Source organism: Collimonas sp. OK242, assembly GCF_900107095.1.
Lineage (GTDB): Bacteria > Pseudomonadota > Gammaproteobacteria > Burkholderiales > Burkholderiaceae_D > Collimonas.
In genome coordinates this window covers 63689-85926 of the sequence record NZ_FNOR01000014.1, presented here as the reverse complement: position 1 = coordinate 85926, position 22238 = coordinate 63689, and the positions used below count along the sequence as shown (strand labels likewise).

At 57.4% G+C, this 22238-nt stretch carries 19 protein-coding genes and 1 pseudogene; 18 read left to right on the top strand and 2 right to left on the bottom strand.

The annotated features are described in order from the left end of the window. Position 1: 1 nt before the first annotated feature. Together BLV81_RS16470 and BLV81_RS16465 are read right to left on the bottom strand one after the other, a co-directional pair. Positions 2 to 1567, bottom strand: a complete 1566-nt coding sequence (locus tag BLV81_RS16470) for a sensor domain-containing diguanylate cyclase (protein ID WP_092358207.1) — start codon at positions 1565 to 1567, stop codon at positions 2 to 4. A 26-nt stretch (positions 1568 to 1593) separates the two neighbouring features. Then, the gene (locus tag BLV81_RS16465; protein WP_143036355.1) at positions 1594 to 1992 is read right to left on the bottom strand and encodes a type 1 glutamine amidotransferase family protein; all 399 of its coding nucleotides are present in this window, start codon (positions 1990 to 1992) and stop codon (positions 1594 to 1596) included. 447 nt (positions 1993 to 2439) lie between these two features. On the opposite strand from BLV81_RS16465, the gene BLV81_RS16460 reads away from it, so the two are divergent. From BLV81_RS16460 to BLV81_RS16380, 18 genes and pseudogenes are all read left to right on the top strand, one after another. Further along, positions 2440 to 3324, top strand: a complete 885-nt coding sequence (locus tag BLV81_RS16460) for a DMT family transporter (RefSeq protein WP_092358203.1) — start codon at positions 2440 to 2442, stop codon at positions 3322 to 3324. 201 nt (positions 3325 to 3525) lie between these two features. Continuing rightward, positions 3526 to 4926 (top strand): 3-isopropylmalate dehydratase large subunit, encoded by a 1401-nt coding sequence (gene leuC / locus BLV81_RS16455; RefSeq protein ID WP_092358201.1) that lies wholly within the window; start codon positions 3526 to 3528, stop codon positions 4924 to 4926. Between the two features lie 39 nt (positions 4927 to 4965). Next, positions 4966 to 5088: an entericidin A/B family lipoprotein gene (locus BLV81_RS16450; RefSeq protein ID WP_092358199.1), complete on the top strand. Its 123-nt coding sequence runs from the start codon at positions 4966 to 4968 to the stop codon at positions 5086 to 5088. A 39-nt stretch (positions 5089 to 5127) separates the two neighbouring features. Further along, positions 5128 to 5775: a 3-isopropylmalate dehydratase small subunit gene (gene leuD / locus BLV81_RS16445; protein ID WP_092358197.1), complete on the top strand. Its 648-nt coding sequence runs from the start codon at positions 5128 to 5130 to the stop codon at positions 5773 to 5775. A 49-nt stretch (positions 5776 to 5824) separates the two neighbouring features. Further along, positions 5825 to 6895, top strand: coding sequence for a 3-isopropylmalate dehydrogenase (leuB, locus tag BLV81_RS16440; RefSeq protein WP_092358195.1), 1071 nt, complete (start codon positions 5825 to 5827; stop codon positions 6893 to 6895). 81 nt (positions 6896 to 6976) lie between these two features. Beyond that, a complete protein-coding gene (gene asd, locus BLV81_RS16435) occupies positions 6977 to 8110 on the top strand; it encodes an aspartate-semialdehyde dehydrogenase (RefSeq protein WP_092358193.1) in 1134 nt (377 codons plus the stop codon). 297 nt (positions 8111 to 8407) lie between these two features. Then, positions 8408 to 9364 (top strand): annotated as a pseudogene (locus BLV81_RS24440) (FimV family protein); the annotation flags it as partial. Positions 9365 to 10186: 822 nt separating this feature from the next. Beyond that, positions 10187 to 11413 carry a motility hub landmark protein FimV gene (locus BLV81_RS24435; RefSeq protein WP_369823892.1) on the top strand — a complete coding sequence of 409 codons (1227 nt, stop codon included), beginning with the start codon at positions 10187 to 10189 and terminating at the stop codon, positions 11411 to 11413. Positions 11414 to 11506: 93 nt separating this feature from the next. Next, positions 11507 to 12331 carry a tRNA pseudouridine(38-40) synthase TruA gene (truA, locus tag BLV81_RS16425; protein WP_092358189.1) on the top strand — a complete coding sequence of 275 codons (825 nt, stop codon included), beginning with the start codon at positions 11507 to 11509 and terminating at the stop codon, positions 12329 to 12331. A gap of 111 nt (positions 12332 to 12442) precedes the next feature. Then, entirely contained in the window at positions 12443 to 13135 is a 693-nt protein-coding gene (locus tag BLV81_RS16420) for a phosphoribosylanthranilate isomerase (RefSeq protein ID WP_092358187.1), read from the top strand. A gap of 65 nt (positions 13136 to 13200) precedes the next feature. Next, positions 13201 to 14466: a tryptophan synthase subunit beta gene (gene trpB, locus BLV81_RS16415; RefSeq protein WP_092358185.1), complete on the top strand. Its 1266-nt coding sequence runs from the start codon at positions 13201 to 13203 to the stop codon at positions 14464 to 14466. An 87-nt stretch (positions 14467 to 14553) separates the two neighbouring features. After that, positions 14554 to 15351, top strand: coding sequence for a tryptophan synthase subunit alpha (gene trpA / locus BLV81_RS16410; RefSeq protein ID WP_092358184.1), 798 nt, complete (start codon positions 14554 to 14556; stop codon positions 15349 to 15351). Positions 15352 to 15464: 113 nt separating this feature from the next. Continuing rightward, positions 15465 to 16337 carry an acetyl-CoA carboxylase, carboxyltransferase subunit beta gene (accD, locus tag BLV81_RS16405; RefSeq protein WP_092358182.1) on the top strand — a complete coding sequence of 291 codons (873 nt, stop codon included), beginning with the start codon at positions 15465 to 15467 and terminating at the stop codon, positions 16335 to 16337. 66 nt (positions 16338 to 16403) lie between these two features. Continuing rightward, entirely contained in the window at positions 16404 to 17714 is a 1311-nt protein-coding gene (gene folC, locus BLV81_RS16400; protein ID WP_092358349.1) for a bifunctional tetrahydrofolate synthase/dihydrofolate synthase, read from the top strand. A gap of 67 nt (positions 17715 to 17781) precedes the next feature. Continuing rightward, a complete protein-coding gene (locus BLV81_RS16395; RefSeq protein WP_092358180.1) occupies positions 17782 to 18702 on the top strand; it encodes an SPOR domain-containing protein in 921 nt (306 codons plus the stop codon). 100 nt (positions 18703 to 18802) lie between these two features. Further along, entirely contained in the window at positions 18803 to 19291 is a 489-nt protein-coding gene (locus tag BLV81_RS16390) for a CvpA family protein (RefSeq protein WP_092358178.1), read from the top strand. A 104-nt stretch (positions 19292 to 19395) separates the two neighbouring features. Then, positions 19396 to 20913 carry an amidophosphoribosyltransferase gene (gene purF, locus BLV81_RS16385; RefSeq protein WP_092358176.1) on the top strand — a complete coding sequence of 506 codons (1518 nt, stop codon included), beginning with the start codon at positions 19396 to 19398 and terminating at the stop codon, positions 20911 to 20913. A gap of 80 nt (positions 20914 to 20993) precedes the next feature. Continuing rightward, complete coding sequence (locus BLV81_RS16380) at positions 20994 to 22229, top strand: cystathionine gamma-synthase family protein (protein ID WP_092358175.1); 1236 nt, start codon at positions 20994 to 20996, stop codon at positions 22227 to 22229. The last annotated feature ends 9 nt before the right edge of the window (positions 22230 to 22238 follow it).

Genomic DNA, 22238 nt, shown 5'->3' with positions numbered 1-22238 from the left:
GCTAATGCAGGTCGGCACTGGAACAAACGCAATTGCGACCGGCGAATTTTGCGGCATACAGCGCTCTGTCCGCAGCTCGAATCAGTTCAAAAGGAATATTCTCATCTCTGACCGGGACGAAGGCATCGACGCCGGCACTGATAGTGATCACCCCGTCAGGACCGCCAGGATGCTCGATCTGCAGATTGTAGATCGCAAGCCGTATCTTTTCTGCAACTGCAACCGCGCCCGCCAGATTGGTGTCGGGTAGTAGCACCGCTATCTCTTCGCCGCCATAGCGTGTGGCCAGATCGCCCGGACGATTTTTGCTGGCCCTTATGGCGTCGCTGATTTGCCGCAGACATTCGTCGCCGGCCAGATGTCCGTATATATCGTTATATTGTTTGAAGTAATCGACATCGATCATCACCAGCGCGAGCGAAATCCCGGTACGCGCGGCACGACTGAATTCGTCGCGTAGCGCGCTGTCGAACTGGCGCCGGTTGGCAAGGCCGGTCAGGCTGTCTTGCAAGGCGAGTCGCTCCAGATGTTGATTGAGGGTTTTCAGCGATTCCTGGACCCGCAACAGATCGGCCTCTGCCAGCAAGCGCAACTGGATCTGGTGAATCAGCCGCCAGCCTAGCAAGGCCAAGGCCAGCGTCAGCAGCATGGCGCCGAACAGGTGCAGATAAGTGTCGGCACGCCAGTCGGTCAGCACCTCGTCCTTTGAGCGGGCAACGGTGACGAACAGCGGATATTGCTCCAGGTGACGATAGGCGATCAGCCGCTCCACGCCATCCTGGCCGGAGTGCATGACGGCCGTGCCGACGGCGCTCCTGGAGGCGTAGTCGCGATAGATCGGGTAGTTGGACAGGTTTTTTCCTATGGCATCTTCCTGCATCGGACGCCTTACCAGCATGGTGCCGTCATTCAGGCTGAGAAAAATTGAACCGGCGCGGCCGATATCGAAGCTTTCGTAATAGGTCTTGAAGTAGTCGATGTTGATGGTGCCTAACACCAGGCCGGCGAAACTGCCGTCGGGATGATTGAAACGCCTGGATACGGTGACTATCCATACGCCGGTGGAGCGGCTGCGTATCGGCGGCCCGATGAAAGGTCCGCGGCTAGAGTGGCTGCGGTGATAGCTGAAGTACTGCCGATCAGAGTTGTTGACGAGCGGGATCGGTCCGCTGCGGGCGTTGACCAGCCATAGTCCGTTTTCATCGTAGATAGACAGGTCATTCAACTGGGGCAATTCAGCAATATGCTGGATCAGCAATTTATGCAGGCGCTCCAGCGAGGCGCTGCCGGTGCCATCTGCTTCCAGACGTTCAATCACGCCTACCAGAACGGTGTCGGCTTCCTTGATGGTGTCGTCGGCATGTTGCGACAAGGCGCGTGCCAGGTTGGAAGTCGCGATTTCTGTTTCTCGCAATGCGATGTCGCGCGCATTCCAACTGCGCCACACCTCGACCGTCATCAGCGAGGCGCAAACCAGCACCACAAAGATGGTCGCAAGAAGGGTGATCGGTAGCGGTTTGAGGCCAACATGCGTTAGCCGAGGCGCTATCGCGATGGGAGTGCTCATCGTTTCTCCTACAATAGCGCGTTGGTCTATGCTTCAGCTTGGTTGTATTCCCTTGCGATACTCGGTCGGCGAAGTCCACATGTGCTTGCGAGACAATTTGGCGACCTGTTCGCCGCTGAACAGGCCGCATCGACCATTCTGATCGCTTCCGCCAGATGTTCGACCAACCAGAGCAACGTTTTGTGGGGCTTGCCAGTGCAGATTGCCGCGATACGACGTACGCTGCCGCGCATTTGCTGTAACCAGGCAATCGGGGGATCTCGGTAAGTGTCGAAGTTTCCGGTGCCGGCCATGGGCAGCGTATCGAACCGATGTTTGGCCAGTCCGATCCCTTCGAAAACGATGATCCCTATGTGTCTGGTCGAGTTGGTGTCTGAGCTGCTGCCGCCACTCACCTCAAGTGTCTTTGCGCACTCGATATCCATGTGACTCTCCCCTACAGGCAATCTACCTTTTTGCATTGCCGGGACGCAATTTTTTATTGGTAAATTACTATTTCCATTCTGCTACAAAAATAGATTTTGTCCAGCGATTGATTGTTAAATATAGTTGGTTTCGTGGCGTACCCACACAAATTTTTTTTCAGTAACAGAAACGTATCCTGAAATTTCCTCCGCGTATTAACGTTAATTTCCGCGGAGAATTTAATTGGGTGTGCGGCAAGTAGCAAGCTGTTTTCTCACATCTGAACTTAAACAATATTGCTCATCGCCTTATCACTCCCATGCTTACGGCGTGCGCTCAATTGGACGGACTGCAGTGTTCCTGCATTCCCCTTTTTCGGCGTCGAGCGCGTCTTGCGGTTATCGGATATATTGCCGCATGCAAACGAATGTCTGTTCGATCCTTGTCGCCACTCAAAAAGACCAGTCATGAATATAGTTGAACTGTTTTCTCTCGCCGCCATCTGGGGTGCATCATTTCTTTTCATGCGTGTCGGCACGCCGGAATTCGGCCCTGTGCCGCTGATCGCCTTGCGGGTCGGGATAGCGGCGCTGGTGTTGCTGCCGGTGTTGCGTTCGGCCGCCGCCCGCGCTCATTTGCGCAGCAAGGCGTGGCCGCTGCTGGTGGTCGGCATCACCAATTCGGCCCTGCCGTTTTCCCTGTTTGCCTACTCGACCTTGTATCTCAACGCCGGTTTCGATGCGATCCTGAACGCCACCGTGCCGCTGTGGACTGGCTTGATTGCGTTCGCCTGGCTGAAAGCGCCGATGAGCCGGCCGCAAGTCATTGGCATGCTGGTCGGCATGGCGGGCGTGATTACCTTGGTGTCGGACAAGATCGGCAGCGGCATGCCAGGCGTGTGGCTAGCGATAGCTGCGGTACTGCTGGCCACGCTGTCCTACGGTTTCGCCATCAATTATTCGAAGACGCGACTGGCCGGCGTGCCGCCCTTTGTCGTCGCATGCGGTAGCCAGCTGGCGGCGACGCTGGTGTTGCTGCCGCTGGCGATTCTGTATTGGCCGACGGCGCCGGCTTCTGCCACGGCCTGGTACTCGGTGCTGGCTTTAGGGGTGGTTTGTACCGGTATCGCCTACGCGATTTTCTATCGTTTGCTGGAGCATGTGGGTTCGGCCTATGCCGCCTCGGTGACCTTCCTGATTCCTATTTTTGGCGTGATCTGGGGTGCGATTTTTCTCAAGGAAGAAGTTAGCGCGACCATGCTGGCAGGCTGCCTGATCGTGCTGCTGGGTACGGCGTTGGCGACCGGCAAGCTTGATCTGTCCAGCTATTTGGGCAGTAAGGTAGCGAAATGAATCGTGAAGTAAATGAGGAAATGAATAATGGAACAAGTGCCGGTTTTGCACCGGCTGGACCTGCCCGATAAGTTAAGATATGCAACATTCCAGTCGCCGGTATGTCGTTTTCGCGGCTTCCAGCAGCGTAAATTGCCTGCTTCTATGGCATAATCAAGAGCTAAATTCACTGTTTAGCGCGCCTCGCAGCCGCCCTGGATCATGCTTAAAACGCTCTACGATAAACTCTGGGAATCTCACGTCGTCCATACTGAACAGGATGGCACGGCGATTCTGTATATTGATCGACATCTTTTACATGAGGTCACCAGTCCTCAGGCTTTCGAAGGGCTGAAGCTGGCCGGCCGCAAACCATGGCGGCTGCCGGCCAACCTGATGGTGGCCGATCATAATGTGCCTACTACCGGCCGCGCTAACGGCATCGCCGATCCGATCTCGCGTTTGCAAGTGGAAACCCTGGATGCGAATGCCAAGACCTACGGCTTGACCTATTTCGGCATGAACGACCATCGCCAAGGCATCGTCCATGTGATCGGACCGGAGCAGGGCGCAACTTTACCTGGCATGACCGTGGTCTGCGGCGATTCCCACACGTCGACCCATGGCGCGTTCGCTTGCCTGGCGCACGGCATCGGCACCTCCGAAGTCGAGCATGTGCTGGCGACCCAGACCTTGCTGACCAAAAAATCCAAAGCTATGCTGGTGCAGGTCGACGGCGTGATTCCTAACGGCGTCACCGCCAAGGACATCGTGCTGGCAGTGATCGGCCGTATCGGCACCGCCGGCGGCACCGGCTATGCAATCGAATTCGCCGGTTCGGCGATTCGCGCGTTGTCGATGGAAGGCCGCATGACGGTCTGCAACATGGCGATTGAAGCCGGTGCGCGTGCCGGCATGATCGCGGTCGACGACACTACCGTCAACTATGTCAAAGGCCGGCCGTTTTCGCCGGTCGGGCCGCATTGGGAGCGCGCCGTCGCTTACTGGCGCACCTTGCATTCCGATCCGGGCGCCAAGTTCGACATGGTGGTGACCCTCAACGCTGCCGAGATCAAGCCGCAAGTGACTTGGGGCACCTCGCCTGAAATGGTGGTGGCGATTGATGGCCGCGTGCCTGATCCGGACAAGGAAAAAGACGCCACCAAGCGCGACGGCATGGAAAAGGCCCTGGCCTATATGGCGCTGAAGCCGAATACCGCGATTGAAGACATCCGTATCGACAAGGTATTCATCGGCTCCTGCACCAATTCGCGGATTGAAGATTTGCGTGCGGCGGCGGCGGTAGTGCGCGGCAAGTTCCGTGCTTCCAACGTCAAGCTGGCGATGGTGGTGCCGGGCTCCGGCCTGGTCAAGGAGCAAGCCGAGCGCGAAGGCCTGGACCGGATTTTCAAGGACGCCGGTTTCGAATGGCGCGAACCCGGCTGTTCCATGTGTCTGGCGATGAACGCTGACCGGCTGGAGCCGGGCGAGCGCTGCGCATCCACCTCGAACCGCAACTTTGAAGGCCGGCAGGGCGCCGGCGGCCGCACCCACCTGGTTAGCCCTGCGATGGCGGCGGCGGCGGGCATTGCCGGTCATTTCGTTGATATCCGTTCCCTCTAATTCGTTCGCTCTACATAAAATATTTACCGAAGGACAAAGATGAAAAAAATAATCACCTTATGTGTTTTGCTGGCCAGCGTCTATGCATTGAGCGCTTGTAATACCTTCCACGGCTTTGGTAAGGATGTGGAACACGTCGGCGAGAAAATTCAAGGCAAATGATCACCTCGCGCTGGCGGGGTGGCAGATTGGGATCAAGAAATGAATAAATTTACTGTACTGGATGGCTTGGTAGCGCCTTTGGATCGCGCTAATGTGGATACCGATGCGATTATCCCGAAGCAGTTTCTGAAGTCTATCCAGCGGACCGGTTTCGGCCCGAATTTGTTTGATGAATGGCGTTACCTGGATCATGGCGAGCCGGGCATGGATAATTCGCGGCGTCCTTTGAACCCGGATTTCGTCCTGAATCAACAACGTTACCAGGGCGCTTCGATTTTACTGACCCGCAAGAACTTCGGCTGCGGCTCGTCGCGCGAACACGCGCCGTGGGCGCTGGATCAATACGGTTTTCGTGCGGTCATCGCGCCCAGTTTCGCCGATATTTTCTTCAATAACTGTTTCAAGAACGGCTTGTTGCCGCTAGTGCTGCCAGAGGCGCAAATCGATCGCCTGTTCGATGAAGTCAAGGCATTCCCGGGCTATCGCCTGATAATCGATCTGGAGAAGCAGCTGGTCTGCACAGCCAACGGCAGCCTGGCTTTCCCGTTTGAAGTCGGCGAATTCCGCAAGTATTGCCTGCTGAACGGTCTCGACGATATCGGCCTGACCCTGCGCCAGTCCGACAAGATTCGCGACTTTGAAGAGCGCCACTTAGCTGCTCAGCCTTGGTTGAGCAATACTATTTAAGCGGCTTGCCAGCAACTGATATTTTTTGAATTATTCAATCCAGGAAAAAATGAAAATAGCAATTTTGCCAGGTGATGGCATCGGTCCGGAAATCGTTGAACAAGCGGTCAATGTGTTGAACGTGCTTGGCGAAAGATTTGAACTGGAATCGGCTCCGGTCGGCGGCGCCGGCTATGCGGCGCATGGTCATCCGCTGCCGGAAGGCACCCTGAAACTGGCGCAAGATGCCGATGCCATTTTGTTCGGTGCTGTGGGCGACTGGCAATACGACACCCTGGAGCGTTCACTGCGCCCGGAACAGGCGATTCTCGGCCTGCGCAAGCACCTCGGCCTGTTCGCCAACCTGCGTCCGGCGATCATGTATCCGGAGCTGGCCGGCGCCTCGACGTTGAAGCCGGAGGTAGTGTCCGGGCTGGATATCCTGATCATCCGCGAACTGACCGGTGACATTTATTTCGGTCAGCCGCGCGGTGTGCGCACCGCGCCGGACGGCGCCTTTAAAGGCGAGCGCGAAGGTTTCGACACCATGCGCTACGCCGAGCCGGAAATCCGTCGCATCGCGCACGTCGCTTTCCAGGCGGCGCAAAAGCGCGGCAAGCGCCTGACCAGCGTCGACAAGGCCAATGTGCTGGAGACTTTCCAGTTCTGGAGAGACATCGTCACCGAGGTTCATCAGGAATATCCGGACGTCGCGCTGGACCACATGTACGTCGACAACGCCGCGATGCAGCTGGTGCGCGCGCCGAAGAATTTCGACGTCGTGGTCACCGGCAACATGTTCGGCGATATCCTGTCGGATCAGGCTTCCATGCTGACCGGTTCGATCGGCATGCTGCCATCGGCCTCGCTGGACGCCAACAACAAGGGCTTGTACGAGCCGTCGCATGGTTCCGCGCCGGACATCGCCGGCAAGGGTATTGCCAATCCTCTGGCGACCATTCTTTCGGCTGCCATGATGTTGCGTTACTCGCTGAACAAGGCGGAGCAGGCCGATCGTATCGAAAATGCGGTCAAGAAAGTATTGGCGCAAGGTTTGCGTACTGCGGATATTTACGAAGCAGGCACGACCAAGGTCAGCACCGGCGAAATGGGTGCGGCGGTGGTAAAGGCGCTGGGATAGAGGGACATAAAGAGATTTGGCAGGTGGGTCTGCCGTAATGTGAAGTGCGGGGCTTTTCCCGTTTATTGTTAGGGAATCATGATGAAACTGGTTGGTTTGGTCGGTTGGCGTGGCATGGTGGGTTCGGTCTTGTTGCAGCGTATGCAGGAAGAGGGCGATTTCGCCCATATCGAGCCGGTATTCTTTTCAACTTCAAATGCTGGCGGTAAAGCACCGGCATTGGCGAAAAACGAAACAACGTTAAAAGACGCCACCGATATTGAAGCCTTGAAAAAATGCGACATCATTATTACCTGCCAGGGCGGCGACTATACCAGCGAGATTTTCCCGCAGTTGCGTTCTGCCGGCTGGAATGGCTATTGGATTGACGCCGCTTCCACGCTGCGCATGAATGATGACGCCATCATCGTGCTGGATCCGGTCAATCTGGACGTGATCAAGGATGGTTTGAAGCGCGGCGTCAAGAACTACATCGGCGGCAATTGCACCGTGTCGTGCATGATGATGGGCCTGGGCGGTTTGTTCGAGCACGATATGATCGAATGGATGACCTCCATGACTTATCAGGCGGCATCGGGCGGCGGTGCGCAGCACATGCGTGAATTGCTGACGCAGTTCGGCTCCATCCATGCCGAAGTCAAGGCGCTGCTGGACGACCCGAAATCGGCGATTCTGGAAATCGACCGCAAGGTGCTGGGCAAGCAGCATTCCATGTCGGCTGACGAAATCAAGCAATTCGGCGTGCCTCTGGGTGGCAACCTGATTCCCTGGATCGATAAGGATCTGGGTGAGGGCCTGTCAAAAGAAGAATGGAAAGCCGGCGCAGAAACCAACAAGATTCTTGGCCGCGGTGCCGGTTTCAGCAATGGTGGCAAGGTGATCCCGGTGGATGGCCTGTGCATCCGCATCGGCGCCATGCGCTGCCATTCCCAGGCTTTGACCATCAAATTGAAAAAAGATGTGCCGCTGGATGAAATCAATGACATCATCGCTAGTAATAACCAGTGGGTGAAGGTGGTGCCTAACGATAAAGAATCGTCAATGCGCGACCTGACGCCTGCGGCGGTGACCGGCAGCCTGACAATTCCTGTCGGTCGTTTGCGCAAATTGCAGATGGGCGGCGATTATTTGTCAGCATTTACCGTAGGTGACCAATTGTTGTGGGGTGCGGCAGAACCGTTGCGCCGCATGCTACGGATTGTTCTGGATACCTGACTTGTTACGGTAGTTGTGATATTGTTGCCGACTTGCAATATGGCCCGCTAAATATTTTCTTAAAGGAAGTCTTGGCGGGCTTGGCGTATCTGTCGGTATGGTGTTTGCCAGTACTTATTGACTGCTTATTCACTATTTATCGACCGTTACGCTGCTTGGTGTAGTGCTATGTGAATAGAGTCATCGTTTGCTAAGCGCCACACTAATGTCAATCTAGATATTGATTTTTAAAAAAACTGGGTACAGTATTTGCTTTCAGCAAGATTTGTTTCCTAATACGTCAACGGACAGTCCTTCATGCCACACAACATGCACCTGAATTCTTCGAATAAATTTATTTCCACCGGTTTAAAGACCCTCACTGCAGCCGTGGTTTCCGCCATGCTGATGATTTCCAGTGCAGAGGCTGCCGGTCTGGGTAAATTAACCGTGCTGTCCTCACTGGGACAACCGTTACGTGCAGAAATTGAGCTTACCTCGGTAAGCCAGGACGAAGCAGGTACGCTAGTGGCGAAACTGGCTAGTCCGGAAACTTATCAGCAAGCCAATATCGATTTCAACCCAGCGTTGTTGTCTTTGCAATTTGCCATCGATCAGCGCAATGGCCGTCGTTTTGTGCGGGTAACCTCGACCCAGCCTATCAATGAGCCGTTTGTCGACATGCTGATGGAGCTAGGCGGCACCAAAGCACATCTGGTGCGCGAATATACCTTGTTGCTTGATCCTGCCGGCCAGCGCCAGGCACAGCCGGCGCAAATTGCCGCGCCGGCCGCTCCTGCTGTCCCACGTGCCGCTACAACAAGCACTGCTGCCGCTGCCGCCCCTCGTTCGGCGCCAGTCCAGCAGGCTGTCCAGGCACCGTCGTCAACCGGTTCGACCATCACCGATGCTACGCGCGCTGCTGCAGCCAAGGCGGTCGCTAGCGGTGCCAACAGTGCTAACGGCGCCACCGGCGCCGCCAAGCCAGCCGCTGCCGCCACTGGCGGCAACCCGGCCAAAGCTGCGGCCGCAGCGCCTGCAGGCGGCGACTACCATGTCAAGAAGGGCGATACGCTGGTAGGCATTGCTAGCGAAAACCTGCCGGCTGGCATCTCGCTGGACCAGATGCTGGTCGCGCTATACCGCAGCAACGAAGCTGCGTTTGTCGGCAAGAACATGAATCGCCTGCGCTCGGGCCAGATCCTGTCGATTCCTAATGCTGACAGCGCAGGCAGCGTCAGTAAATCGGAAGCCAGGAACGTGGTAGTGGCGCAGTCCAAGGATTTCAAGAGCTATCGCAATACCTTGGCCGGGCTGGTGGAATCGGCCGCGCCAAATGCAACGGCTGAATCCAGGCAAAGCAGCGGCGGCAAAATTACCGCCAAGGTGGAAGAGCAAGCCACTCCTGCCAGTGAATCCAAGGACAAGCTGAAATTGTCGCGCGGTTCTGCCGCGGCTGCGGCCGGCGCTGCCGACGCCAAGGCTGCCGCCAACGCGGCTACGGAAGAGAAGATCGCACGAGAAAAAGCTGCCGCCGAGGCTGCTTCGCGTGTCAAGGAACTGGAAAAAAATGTCAGCGACCTGCAGAAAACGCTCGAGTTAAAGAACAAGAACCTGGCTGACCTGCAGAATCAGGCCGCCAATGTGAAACCTGCCGCGCCTGCACCTGTTGCAGCGGCGCCGGCAGCCGCACCGGTGGCTCCAGCGGTAACGCCAGCTCCGGCAGCAGCGGTTCCGGCCTCGCCAACGGCCTCGCCAGCGGCCGCGACGGCTCCGGTTGTGGCGGCCTCGGCAGCAGCTGTTGGCGCAAGCTCAGCTTCGGCTCCAGCGGCTGCTTCGGCAACCGACGCCAGCGCTACGCCTGCGGCTCCAGTGGCCGCCGCTGCACCTGCCGCAGCGCCGGCCCCGGCGCCAGCTAAGCCGAAGGTGGCAGCACCGCCTGCGCCAGAGCCGGGTTTCATTGAAAGCCTTACCGAAAACCCATTGTTGCTGCCGGTTGGCGGTGTCCTGGTGGCGTTGCTGGCAGGTCTCGGCCTGTTCCGTTACCGTCGCAACCGCGCGCGCGAGCAGGCTTTCCTGGATAGCAGCGGCGCGCCGATGACCAATTCGGGCTTGAAGGGTAACTCCTTGTTCGGTTCGACAGGCGGCCAGAGCGTCGACACCAAGAACAGCATCTTCAATTCGAATTTCGTGCCGTCGGTCAGCCACCTGGATACCAATGTCGATCCGGTCGCCGAAGCGGACGTGTATATCGCTTACGGACGCGATGCGCAAGCCGAAGAAATCCTGAAAGAAGCTCTGCGCAACCAGCCAAACCGCAACGCCATTCGCGTCAAGCTGCTGGAAATCTACGCGAATCGCAAAGATCCTCGCTCGTTTGAAATCCTGGCCAGCGAGTTGTACAGCCTGACCCGTGGCGAAGGCGAAGATTGGCAGCAGGCGGCCGCTCTGGGCCTGAATGTCGATCCAGCCAATCCTTTATACGGTGGCGGTAAATTGCAGGATCAGGTGATTGCCAAGGCCGATTCGATTACCGCGCCGACTCAGCCGATGGAAGGTCTCGATTTCAATTCCTTGACGGCGCCGACTCAGCCGCAAGCTGTGCCGATTCCGCAACTGGTGCAGCCTGCAGCCCCGGTGGAATTGCTGGCGCCGTTGACAGCAACCGAACTGGGCAAGCCTGGCAGCGCGTCTGCAGGATCGACAGCGGCATCGGCAGAAATGCATGCAAACGATATGGATTTCGATCTGGAAGAGCTCGGCAGCGAAGCATCCGCCAATCAAAACACCGTGTTGCTGTCAACTTCCCATGACGCCGGTAAATCCATGCTCGATGCACTCGATTTCGAACTGGACCATAAGCCTGCAGCAGTGGCGAAAGTAGCGGAAAAGAGTGCGCCGGCGCCGATGGCGTTTGGCGCGCTGGAAATCCCGGTCGGCGGCCAGCCTTCGAATTACGAACCGGCCCACGCCCATATCGATATTCCAGCTGAAACCAAGCCAGTCAAAACACCGGCCGCGCCATCGTATGCTCCGCATGCCGAGCCTATGGTTGCGCCGCTGGAATTCAATCTGGCCGACATGAATCTGGACCTGGACAGTGCCGTTCATGCAAATACCCCGGCAGCAAGCGCCGCACCGGCAGCGGCTGAGGTTGCTGCATCTGCCTCAGCCAATCCCGAAATGGCGACCAAGCTGGACCTGGCCGTTGCGTATAAGGAGATCGGCGACAAGGAAGGTGCGCGCGAATTGCTGGAAGAAGTATTGAAAGGCGGCGGCGCGGAACAGGTCGATGCAGCGAAGACATTACTGGCCAAGCTGTAACTAGCACGCAGCTAGTACAATAACCCTAGCATTTTGCTTTCGACGGGCGCAGCGTTATGCTGGCGCCCGTTTTCCTTTTTAATTGGAGTTTGATTGAAACGTATCGTTCTCGGCGTGCAGTACGACGGCACACCTTGGCAAGGATGGCAGACCCAGCCTAACGGGAAGACCGTGCAGGACAGGCTGGAAGCGGCCTTGCAAAAATTCACGCAAGGCCCGATCGACACGACTTGTGCCGGCCGTACCGATTCCGGTGTGCACGCGCTTGAGCAGGTCGTGCATTTTGATACGCCTTTATCGCGCGAAATATTTTCCTGGGTGCGTGGCTTGAATGCCTTCCTGCCGTCATCGATCGCCGTGCGCTGGGCGCATGAGCTGTCTGCGCCCGCTGAAGGAGATGTGGCGGATCGCGGAGCCGGAGATCAATTCCATGCGCGCTTTAGCGCCACTGCCAGAACTTATCACTACCTGTTGTACAACAATCCGGTCCGCTCGCCGCTGCTGGAAGGCAAGGCTGGTTGGGTGTTCCGGCCATTGGAACTTGATCTGATGCGTCAAGCTGCGGCGCATCTGGTCGGCACCCACGATTTTTCGGCGTTCCGCGCAGTGGAATGCCAGGCCAAGTCGCCGGTGCGCACGATGGAAGAAGTTCGCATCGAGCGGCGCGGCGACCTGATCGTATTCAGCTTGCGCGCCAACGCTTTCTTGCATCATATGGTGCGCAATATCGTCGGTTCCCTGATCTATGCCGGCAACGGGAGCAAACCGCCTGAATGGATTGCAGAGTTGCTGTTGCAGCGCGATCGCGGCCTGGCCGCGCCGACTTTCATGCCGGACGGCCTGTATCTGGCGCAAGTGGCCTATGATCCGAAATGGCGGCTGCCCCAGCAACCGGCCGGGTTGATGCCCTGGTTATAGATGTCCCGCGCTTATATTGTTAAATAGCCATTTATTGCAAATGATATTTAAATGATATTTTCAAGGTGATACATTGCGCATATCGATGTTTTGTTGACTGGACTAAGTCCCATGAGCCACCGTACCCGAATTAAAATCTGCGGCTTGACCCGCGAACAGGATGTGCAGGCCGCCGTTGCCGCAGGTGCGGACGCCCTTGGTTTTGTGTTCTACCCGAACAGCCCGCGCTACGTCACCCCGCAGCAGGCCGCCAAGCTGATTGCCGCCGTGCCGCCATTCATCGCCACGGTTGGTCTGTTTGTCAATGCCGAGCCGGAGCAGTTGCAACAGATAGTGGCGCAGGCGCCGGTGTCGCTACTGCAGTTCCATGGCGACGAAACCGTACAGGATTGCGCCGCGCTGGCGCAATCGGTAAACCGGCCATTTATACGCGCGATGCGGATTGGCAGTACTGCAGTGGCTGCCGATTTGCTAGAATACGCCCAGGCGTATCGTTCCGGCAGCCGTTTGTTTGCCGGGCTGCTGCTGGATACCCTGGTTGAAGCTTATGGCGGCAGTGGAAAGGTATTTGATTGGTCTCTCATCCCAAAAGAACTCGCGCCTCAGGTCGTTTTAAGTGGTGGCTTGAGCGTGCACAATGCGACTGACGCGGTAAAGCGCGTACGTCCCTTTGCGGTCGACATCAGCAGTGGCGTCGAGCAAGACAAGGGCATCAAGGACGCCGCCAAGATTCGCGCATTTATTGATGCGATACGGCAGGCGGACGCCGATCACGATCAGTTGGGGACAGAGTCGCACGGATAGTGTAATTCGCCGCGCGGTGGCTCTTAAACTCTGTTCCACGATTAGTCAGTTTAGAGAGATATGCCATGAAAGAATTCACCCCCCTCGAGCAATACGCCGAGCGCCAGCCGCTCGCGAGTACCACCTTGCGTCAAAGCGCACAGTACAATTTACCTGACGCCAAAGGCCATTTCGGCATGTACGGCGGCAGCTTCGTCTCGGAAACATTGACCCTGGCGCTGAGCGAGTTGCAGCAGGCTTACGCCAAATATCAAAACGAGCCGCAATTCCTGGCCGAATTCCACAGCGAGCTGAAACACTATGTTGGCCGCCCCAGCCCGATTTACCACGCCAAGCGCTGGTCCGAGCAGATGGGCGGCGCGCAGATCTATTTCAAGCGCGAGGATTTGAATCATACCGGCGCCCACAAGATCAACAATGTGATCGGCCAGGCGTTGCTGGCCAAACGCATGGGCAAGCCGCGCGTGATCGCTGAAACCGGCGCCGGCCAGCACGGCGTGGCAACCGCCACCATCTGCGCCCGCTTTGGCCTCGAATGCGTGGTCTACATGGGCAGCGAGGACGTCAAGCGGCAAATGCAGAACGTGTATCGCATGAACCTGCTGGGAGCCAAGGTGGTGCCGGTCGAATCCGGTTCGAAGACTTTGAAGGATGCGCTCAACGAAGCCATGCGCGACTGGGTCACTAACGTTGAAGATACTTTCTACATCATCGGCACGGTCGCCGGCCCGCATCCGTATCCGATGATGGTGCGCGATTTCCAGTCAGTGATCGGCAATGAGTGCCTGACGCAAATGCCGGAAATGACCGGGCGCCAGCCTGACCATGTGATCGCCTGTGTCGGCGGCGGCTCGAATGCGATGGGGATTTTCTATCCCTACATCGATCATCACGAGGTCGCCCTGGTCGGGGTGGAAGCTGCCGGCGAGGGACTTGCCAGCGGCAAGCACTCGGCCTCGCTGACACTGGGTTCGCCTGGCGTGCTGCATGGCAACCGTACTTATCTGCTGCAGGATGCGAATGGCCAGATCATCGAAACCCATTCGATTTCGGCCGGTCTCGATTATCCGGGAGTCGGGCCGGAACACGCATGGTTGAAGGATTCCGGCCGCGCCACTTATGAAACCGTGACCGACGATGAGGCGCTGGCGGCATTTCATACCTGTTGCCGCATCGAAGGCATCATCCCGGCCCTGGAGTCCAGCCATGCCCTGGCCTATGCGGCCAGGTTGGCTGCCACTTTGCCTAAGGATAAGATCATCCTGGCCAATTTGTCGGGCCGCGGCGACAAAGACATGCATACCGTTGCCGAACGGTTGAAACTGGCTTGACACGGCCAGCCGCGATCCGATCCGCAGCACAGCATATCCGCTGCGGACCGGCAAACAAGCACAACGCAATTCATATCTATAGATCCTATGTCACGAATCCAGACTACCTTGGCAGCACTCGCCGCAAACAATAAGAAAGGGCTGATCCCTTTCATCACGGCCGGCGATCCGGCGCCGGAACTGACCGTGCCGCTGATGCATGCGCTGGTCAGGGGCGGCGCCGATATCCTGGAACTGGGGGTGCCGTTTTCCGATCCAATGGCGGAAGGTCCTGTGATTCAGCGCGCTTGCGAACGAGCGTTGAAATTCGGCGTCAGCTTGCATGACGTGCTGGCCTATGTACGCGAGTTCAGGCAAACCGATACCGGCACGCCTGTGGTATTGATGGGGTACGCCAATCCTTTGGAGCGGATGGGCGTCGATGCCTTTATTGCCGCCGCCAAGGAGGCCGGAGTCGATGGCAGCATCGTGGTTGATTATCCGCCGGAAGAATGTGAAGAATTTGCCGAGAAAATGCAGGCTAACGGCATGGATCCGATTTTCCTGCTGGCGCCGACCTCGACCGAAGAGCGGATCGCGCAAGTAGCCAAGGTTGGCAGCGGATTCACGTATTATGTGTCATTGAAGGGTGTCACCGGCGCTGGCCATATCGATACCGGCGAAGTCGCCGCCAAAGTGGCGGCGATACGCAAACATGTCAAATTGCCGATCGGCGTCGGTTTCGGCATCCGTGATGCGCTAACTGCCAAGGCGGTGGCGCAAGTATCGGATGCGGTGGTGATCGGTAGCCGGATTATCCAGGAGCTTGAAAATACGCCGCGTGAGCAAGCTGTGGCGGCGGTGGAGAGCTTCTTGGCAGGGATACGGAAAGCGTTGGACGAGTAATTTACATGTCGGAATGGAAATGTTTCCCGAATCAGCTGGTTTGATTAGCTATTTCGCTGATTTGGGGATGAAGGTACAATTCGGCAAGAAAAAAATCTGAAGGAGGTCACTCTATGAGTTGGCTAGAAAAATTACTACCCCCACGTATTCAGCGCAGCGACTCGGCAACCCGTAAATCGATCCCTGAGGGATTGTGGGTCAAATGCCCGGCGTGCGAGGCGGTTTTGTATCGCACCGATCTGGAGTCGAACATCCATGTTTGCCCGAAGTGCGACCACCACATGCGGATACGTGCACGTGAACGCCTGGATGCCTTGCTGGATGCCGGCGGACGCTATGAAATCGGCCAGGAAACCCTGCCGATCGACACCCTCAAATTCAAAGACAGCAAGAAATACCCGGACCGTCTGAAAGCTGCGATGGACGCCACCGGCGAAACCGATGCGCTGATCGTGCTGGGCGGTTCCATCATGACCTTGCCAGTGGTCGTGGCGGCGTTTGAGTTTGAATTCATGGGCGGATCCATGGGTTCGGTGGTGGGTGAGCGCTTTGTGCGCGGCGCCCAGGTTGCGCTGGAGCAAAAAGTGCCGTTCATCTGCATCACCGCTACCGGTGGCGCGCGTATGCAAGAAGGCTTGTTGTCCCTGATGCAGATGGCCAAGACCACTGCGATGCTGACCAAGCTGTCGGAAAAGAAATTGCCGTTCATCAGCATCCTGACCGATCCGACCATGGGCGGCGTTTCCGCCTCTTTCGCCTTCATGGGCGATGTCGTGATCGCGGAACCGAAAGCGCTGATCGGTTTTGCCGGTCCGCGGGTGATTGAGAATACCGTGCGTGAAAAGCTGCCTGAAGGCTTCCAGCGCGCCGAATTCCTGGTCACCAAGGGAGCAGTCGACATGATTGTCGACCGCCGCAAGATGCGTGAAGAAATTGCGCATTTGTTGGCGCTGTTGCAAGATCAGCCGGCTGAATCCATCGCTTGATGTGAATTTTGCCACGGGGCCTGAACTGTCGCGGTTCAGGCCTTTTGCTTTTAGTTGGATGTCAAAATGTCAAATATTTCCGCCAAGCCTGTGACGCTGGCCGACTGGCTTGCTCTGCTGGAGTCGCGCCACTTCAAAACCATAGACATGGGCCTGGACCGGGTGGTGCAGGTGAAGGACAGACTTCAGCTGCAATTTGCCTGTCCGGTCATCATGGTTGCCGGCACCAATGGCAAAGGCTCGACCTGCGCCATGCTGGAAGCTATCCTGCTGCGCGCCGGTTACAAGGTCGGCCTGTATATCAAACCGCACTTCCTCGATTTCAACGAGCGCGCGCGCATTGGCGGCGAATCGGCGTCGGATGCGGCCCTGATCGCCAGTTTCGAGGCGGTAGAGGCGCAACGCGGCGACATTTCCCTGACTTATTTTGAGTTCACCACGCTGGCCATCATGCATCTGCTGGCAGCGGCCAAGCTCGATGTGGTGATCCTGGAAGTGGGTCTGGGCGGGCGCCTCGATGCGGTCAATATTGTCGATGCAGATGTGGCTATCGTCACCAGCGTCGATATCGACCATACCGAATACCTGGGCGACACGCGCGAGAAAATCGGTTTTGAGAAGGCCGGCATTTTCCGCGCCGGCAAAGCCGCCATCTGCAGCGATCCGGTGCCGCCGCAATCATTGATCGATCACGCCAATGCGATCGGCGCCGACCTTTGGCTGCTGGGGCGCGATTTCAACTATACCGGCGACAAGCAGCAGTGGAATTACGGCGGCCGCGGCCAGCGCCGCAATTCATTGGGCTATCCCAGCTTGCGCGGCGCCAACCAGTTGCTGAATGCTTCGGCGGCATTGGCTGCGCTGGAGGCGCTGCGGCAGCGATTGCCGGTCAGCGCGCAGGAGGTGCGCAGCGGCTTTGTCATGATGGATTTGCCGGGCCGTTTCCAGGTTTTGCCGGGACAGCCGCTGGTGATCCTGGACGTCGCGCATAATCCGCATGCGGCGGCGACCCTGGCCCAGAATCTCGATAATATGGGCTTTCATCCGTATACCTATGCGGTATTCGGCGCCATGCTGGACAAGGATATCGAGGGCATAGTCGCGCAATTGAAGACACGCATCGATCATTGGTGTCTGGCGGCGTTGCCGCTGCCGCGCGCGGCCACTGGCGAGCAGCTGCAAGAACGCTTGCTGGAGGCCGGTGTCCATCCGGAACACGGGCCGGATGCGCAATCCAGCGTCATGTCCTTCGATTCTCCTGCACAAGCCTATGCAAATGCATTAAGCAGGGCAGGTGAGAATGATAGAATTGTGGTTTTCGGATCGTTCCTGACAGTGGCCGGTGTAATGGCGGCCAGAAAGTCTGGATTTCACTGACGATTTATCAGCGGGTATGCACGGGGTATGCGTGTGAACCGGCTCACTGGCTAGCAAAAAATATCGCATGGGTTTGTTCTCTTTTCTTCGCAAAAACAAGCAGCAAACAGACCCTGACCAGGGCGTTTATCGTTCAAAGGCGGATGCCGGATTCGGCCTTGGCGCGGAGCAGGGCGAACTGCCTCTGCGTGCGCGCAAAGCCAAGGCAAGCAAGGTCGGCAACCAGCCGAATGAAGCGGTAGATCCGGTCCTGCCGGAAAAGAAGCGAGCCCGGCGCCGGCTGGTTGGAGCGGTAGCCCTGGTGCTGGCGGTAGTGATTGTGTTGCCGATGATTCTAGATTCCGAGCCGAAGTCGCTGCCCAACGATATTGCAATTCAAATCCCTTCGCGCGATAAATTGGGCGCAAGCGCAAGTGCCTCGGCCAGCGCGGCGGCATCGGTCAGCAATAGCAGCGGCCTTGATCAACAGGAAGAAATAGTTGATCCGGCCAGCAGCACCCCGGTTGCACCAGCGCCACCGGCAGCGAGCGCAGCCAAACCCGCCGTGGCTGGCAATGCTGCTACAGCGCCGACGCCAAAGGTGGTAGCGGTGGCGCCGCCGGAGGTCGCGCCCAAGCCGGAACCTAAACCAAAGCCCGAGGCGAAGCCAAAGCCTAAAACCGAGCCAAGCCAGGTTGCTGACAAGCATGATGACGCAGCGCGGGCGCAAGCGATTCTGGAAGGACGGGCTGTAGCCGCGCCGGCAGCCGACAAGAAGCCGGGAAAATTCGCGCTGCAGGTGGCAGCACTGGCATCGCAAGACAAGGTCGATGAGCTGCAGGGCAAGCTGAAAGAAGCCGGCATTCATTCATATACTCAAAAAATCCCAACCCAGGCCGGGGATCGCATCCGTATCCGCGTTGGTCCGTTCAACAGCAAGGAAGAGGCTGAAAAAATGCGCGCCAAGCTGACCAGGCTGGGTCTGAACGGCAGTTTGATTCCAGGTTGATAATAAGCTAACGAGCCAGCGAGCGCGTGGCTTGATTTCGGCCGCATAGGGCGCCATATAGGCCACTGATCACAAATATGCAGACAACGATGCGGACAGCGTGACAATTTTCGACTATCTGGTGATATTCGTACTGATCTGCTCGGTCGTGATCAGCACTTTGCGCGGTCTGGTAAGGGAAATCCTGTCGTTGGCAGGTTGGGTCGTGGCCTTGGTGGTCGCCAACGCGTATGGTGAAAATCTGGCAAAATTGCTGCCCGAAGTGATTCCTGGAAATGTAGCGCGTTTAATCGTGGCTTTTCTGGCTTTGTTTATTGGCGTAAGGTTATTAATGATGTTGTTGAGCATGGCGCTGGAAGCCGTGATCAAAGCCAGTGGTCTGGGACTGGTGGATCATGGGCTGGGTGTCTTGTTCGGCGTGGCGCGCGGCCTGGTGATTGTGTTGGCGGTGGTTTTGGTATGTGGTGCTACGGCAATTCCGCAACAGCCTTTATGGCGCGATGCGATGCTGAGCCCGTTGGCGGAGACCGCTGCGCGTACTGTCATACCGTATTTGCCCGGGCAGTTTGCCAGCCATCTGAAGTTTTGAATTCGCTTTACAGGATTTACGTGGAATTTCGCCGGCACGGTACGCCGAAATTTGCATGAATCCCATTGAGTAGTCCCGGATTGTTTATTGTTTAGGAGTCCACCATGTGTGGCATAGTCGGCATCGCTTCCCACAACCCCGCCAATCAGCTCATTTATGACGCCTTGTTGCTTTTGCAGCATCGTGGTCAGGATGCAGCGGGGATCGCTACCAATCACGGCAACGGATTTTTCATGCACAAGGCCAACGGCCTGGTGCGCGACGTCTTCCGCACCCGCAACATGCGCTCGCTGCCAGGCAATTTCGGCATCGGCCAGGTGCGTTACCCGACCGCAGGCACCGCCAGCGCGGAAGAGGCGCAGCCGTTTTACGTCAATGCGCCATTCGGCATCATCCTGGCGCACAACGGCAACCTGACCAACGCCGAGCAGCTGAAAATCGAGATGTTCAAAAACGATAGGCGGCATATCAACACCGATTCAGACACCGAAGTGTTGCTGAACGTGCTGGCGCATGAAATCCAGCAGGCAACGATCGGCTACTCGCTCGATCCTGGCGTCTTGTTCAAGGCCGTGGCAAGCGTCCACAAGCGTGTGCGCGGCTCTTACGCCGTGGTGGCGCAGATTGCCGGCCATGGTTTGCTGGCATTCCGCGATCCGTACGGGATCCGGCCGCTGTGCATAGGCCTCAATGAAAGCGACAAGGGCACTGAGTACGTCATCGCCAGCGAATCGGTCGCCCTGGAAGGCCTGGGTTTCCGCTTCCTGCGCGATGTGATGCCGGGTGAAGCGATTTTCATCGACATCGATGGCCAGATGTACAACCAGCAATGCGCGGACAATCCGACCCTGAATCCTTGCGCCTTCGAATTCGTTTACCTGGCCCGCCCTGATTCGATCATCGACGGCGCGTCGGTGTATGCAACCCGCCTGAAAATGGGCGAGTACCTGGCCGACAAGATCAAGCGCGAATTTCCCGGCGGCGACATCGATGTGGTCATGCCGATTCCCGATTCGTCCCGTCCTGCGGCAATCCAGCTGGCGCTCAAGCTGAATATCGAATATCGCGAAGGCTTCATCAAGAACCGTTACATCGGCCGCACCTTCCTGATGCCAGGGCAGGCAATCCGCAAGAAATCGGTGCGCCAGAAGCTCAATGCCATCGGTTCCGAGTTCAAGGGCAAGACTGTGCTGCTGGTCGACGATTCGATCGTGCGCGGCACCACCAGCCGTGAAATCGTGCAAATGGCGCGTGATTCCGGCGCCAAGCGCGTGATCTTTGCCTCGGCCGCGCCACCGGTCAAGTTCCCCAACGTCTACGGCATCGACATGCCGACCCGCGGCGAGCTGATCGCCTATGGCCGCACCGATGAAGAAGTCTGCCGCGAAATTACCGCTGATGCATTGGTGTATCAGGATATCGACGCCCTCAAGCGTTCGATTTCCGACGTCAATCCTCTGCTGAAGAATTTCGAAGCATCCTGCTTTGACGGCAACTACATCACCGGCGACATTTCGCGCGACTATCTCGACCGCATCGAGTTCGCACGCAATAATCCAAAGCCTGAAAGCGAAGATGCGGTGCGTTCGCAGTTGAATTTGAGCCTGGCGCAAGTTGACTGATTGTCAGGTCGCGAAGTAGGGTGGGCAAGTTCTCTTGCCCGCCCTGCATGCCATGGCTCTCAAACAAGCATTAATCAAATATGACTTCAAGATACGGCTTCACCACCACCATCCTGCACAGCGACCGGCAAAAAACCATCGAGCACGGCGCGCCGCACAAGCCTATCCACACCTCGGTAACCTGGGGTTACAGCGATGCGCGCCAGCTGGCTGAAGTATTCCAGGGCAAGCAGTCCGGTTATCGGTATGGCCGCCAGGGCAACCCGACCGTTGCAGCGCTTGAAGACAAAGTGACAAAAATGGAAGGGGCTTACGCCACTATCTGTTTCGCTTCCGGCATGGCGGCCATCGGTGCGCTGGTGCAAGCGTTGCTGCGCGAAGGCGATCACGTGGTGTCATCGGTATTCTTGTTCGGGAATACCGCCAGCCTGTGGCAAACCTTCGCTGGTCTGGGCGGCAAAGTGAGCATGGTCGACGCCACCGATGTGGCGCAGGTGGAAGCCGCATTGACACCGGCGACACGCATGGTGTTTGTTGAAACCATTGCCAACCCGCGCACCCAGGTTGCCGACCTCAAGCGCATTGGCGCTTTGTGTCGCGACCGCGGTATTTTATTCGTGGTGGATAACACCATGACTTCGCCTTATCTGTTCCAGCCGAAATCGGTGGGCGCCGGGCTGGTGGTCAATTCCCTGACCAAGTCGATCGGCGGCCATGGCAATGCGCTGGGCGGCGCGCTCACCGATACCGGCTTGTATGACTGGAGCCGCTATCCGAATATCCTCGATGCCTACAAACGCAATCCGCAGGTGCAATGGGCCATGGCGCAGATCCGCGCCAAAAGCTTGCGTGACTTCGGCGCATCTCTCGGGCCGGAGGCGGCGCACCATATCGCCGTCGGCGCAGAAACCGTGGCGCTGCGGATGGAGCGCAGCAGCGCCAGTGCGCTGGCTGTAGCGCAGATGCTGGAAGCCGATCCGCGGGTGGCGGCAGTACACTATCCGGGCTTGAAATCACATCCGCAACACGCGTTGGCGGCCGATCTGTTCCGTGCGTCCGGTTATCTGTTCAGTTTTGAATTGAAGCCGGAAATCGATTGTTTCGATTACCTGAACCGCCTGAAATTGGCGATCTCCGGCACCCATCTGGGCGACAACCGCACCCTGGTCATCGCGGTTGCGCATACCATTTTCTATGAGATGGGAGCAGAGCGCCGCGCTGCCATGGGCATCAGCGAATCGCTGATACGGGTGTCGATCGGGATTGAAGATACGGCAGACCTGGTGGAAGATTTCCGGCAAGCGCTGCAGGCTTAGTCTGGCAGG

What these genes read in the sequence shown, in the direction of transcription:
- BLV81_RS16470 (WP_092358207.1), bottom strand. Translation starts at nt 1,567, where the DNA reads ATGAGCACTCCCATCGCGATAGCGCCTCGGCTAACGCATGTTGGCCTC.
- BLV81_RS16465 (WP_143036355.1), bottom strand. Translation starts at nt 1,992, where the DNA reads ATGGATATCGAGTGCGCAAAGACACTTGAGGTGAGTGGCGGCAGCAGC.
- BLV81_RS16460 (WP_092358203.1), top strand. Translation starts at nt 2,440, where the DNA reads ATGAATATAGTTGAACTGTTTTCTCTCGCCGCCATCTGGGGTGCATCA.
- leuC (WP_092358201.1), top strand. Translation starts at nt 3,526, where the DNA reads ATGCTTAAAACGCTCTACGATAAACTCTGGGAATCTCACGTCGTCCAT.
- BLV81_RS16450 (WP_092358199.1), top strand. Translation starts at nt 4,966, where the DNA reads ATGAAAAAAATAATCACCTTATGTGTTTTGCTGGCCAGCGTCTATGCA.
- leuD (WP_092358197.1), top strand. Translation starts at nt 5,128, where the DNA reads ATGAATAAATTTACTGTACTGGATGGCTTGGTAGCGCCTTTGGATCGC.
- leuB (WP_092358195.1), top strand. Translation starts at nt 5,825, where the DNA reads ATGAAAATAGCAATTTTGCCAGGTGATGGCATCGGTCCGGAAATCGTT.
- asd (WP_092358193.1), top strand. Translation starts at nt 6,977, where the DNA reads ATGAAACTGGTTGGTTTGGTCGGTTGGCGTGGCATGGTGGGTTCGGTC.
- BLV81_RS24435 (WP_369823892.1), top strand. Translation starts at nt 10,187, where the DNA reads ATGACCAATTCGGGCTTGAAGGGTAACTCCTTGTTCGGTTCGACAGGC.
- BLV81_RS16420 (WP_092358187.1), top strand. Translation starts at nt 12,443, where the DNA reads ATGAGCCACCGTACCCGAATTAAAATCTGCGGCTTGACCCGCGAACAG.
- trpB (WP_092358185.1), top strand. Translation starts at nt 13,201, where the DNA reads ATGAAAGAATTCACCCCCCTCGAGCAATACGCCGAGCGCCAGCCGCTC.
- trpA (WP_092358184.1), top strand. Translation starts at nt 14,554, where the DNA reads ATGTCACGAATCCAGACTACCTTGGCAGCACTCGCCGCAAACAATAAG.
- accD (WP_092358182.1), top strand. Translation starts at nt 15,465, where the DNA reads ATGAGTTGGCTAGAAAAATTACTACCCCCACGTATTCAGCGCAGCGAC.
- folC (WP_092358349.1), top strand. Translation starts at nt 16,404, where the DNA reads ATGTCAAATATTTCCGCCAAGCCTGTGACGCTGGCCGACTGGCTTGCT.
- BLV81_RS16395 (WP_092358180.1), top strand. Translation starts at nt 17,782, where the DNA reads ATGGGTTTGTTCTCTTTTCTTCGCAAAAACAAGCAGCAAACAGACCCT.
- purF (WP_092358176.1), top strand. Translation starts at nt 19,396, where the DNA reads ATGTGTGGCATAGTCGGCATCGCTTCCCACAACCCCGCCAATCAGCTC.
- BLV81_RS16380 (WP_092358175.1), top strand. Translation starts at nt 20,994, where the DNA reads ATGACTTCAAGATACGGCTTCACCACCACCATCCTGCACAGCGACCGG.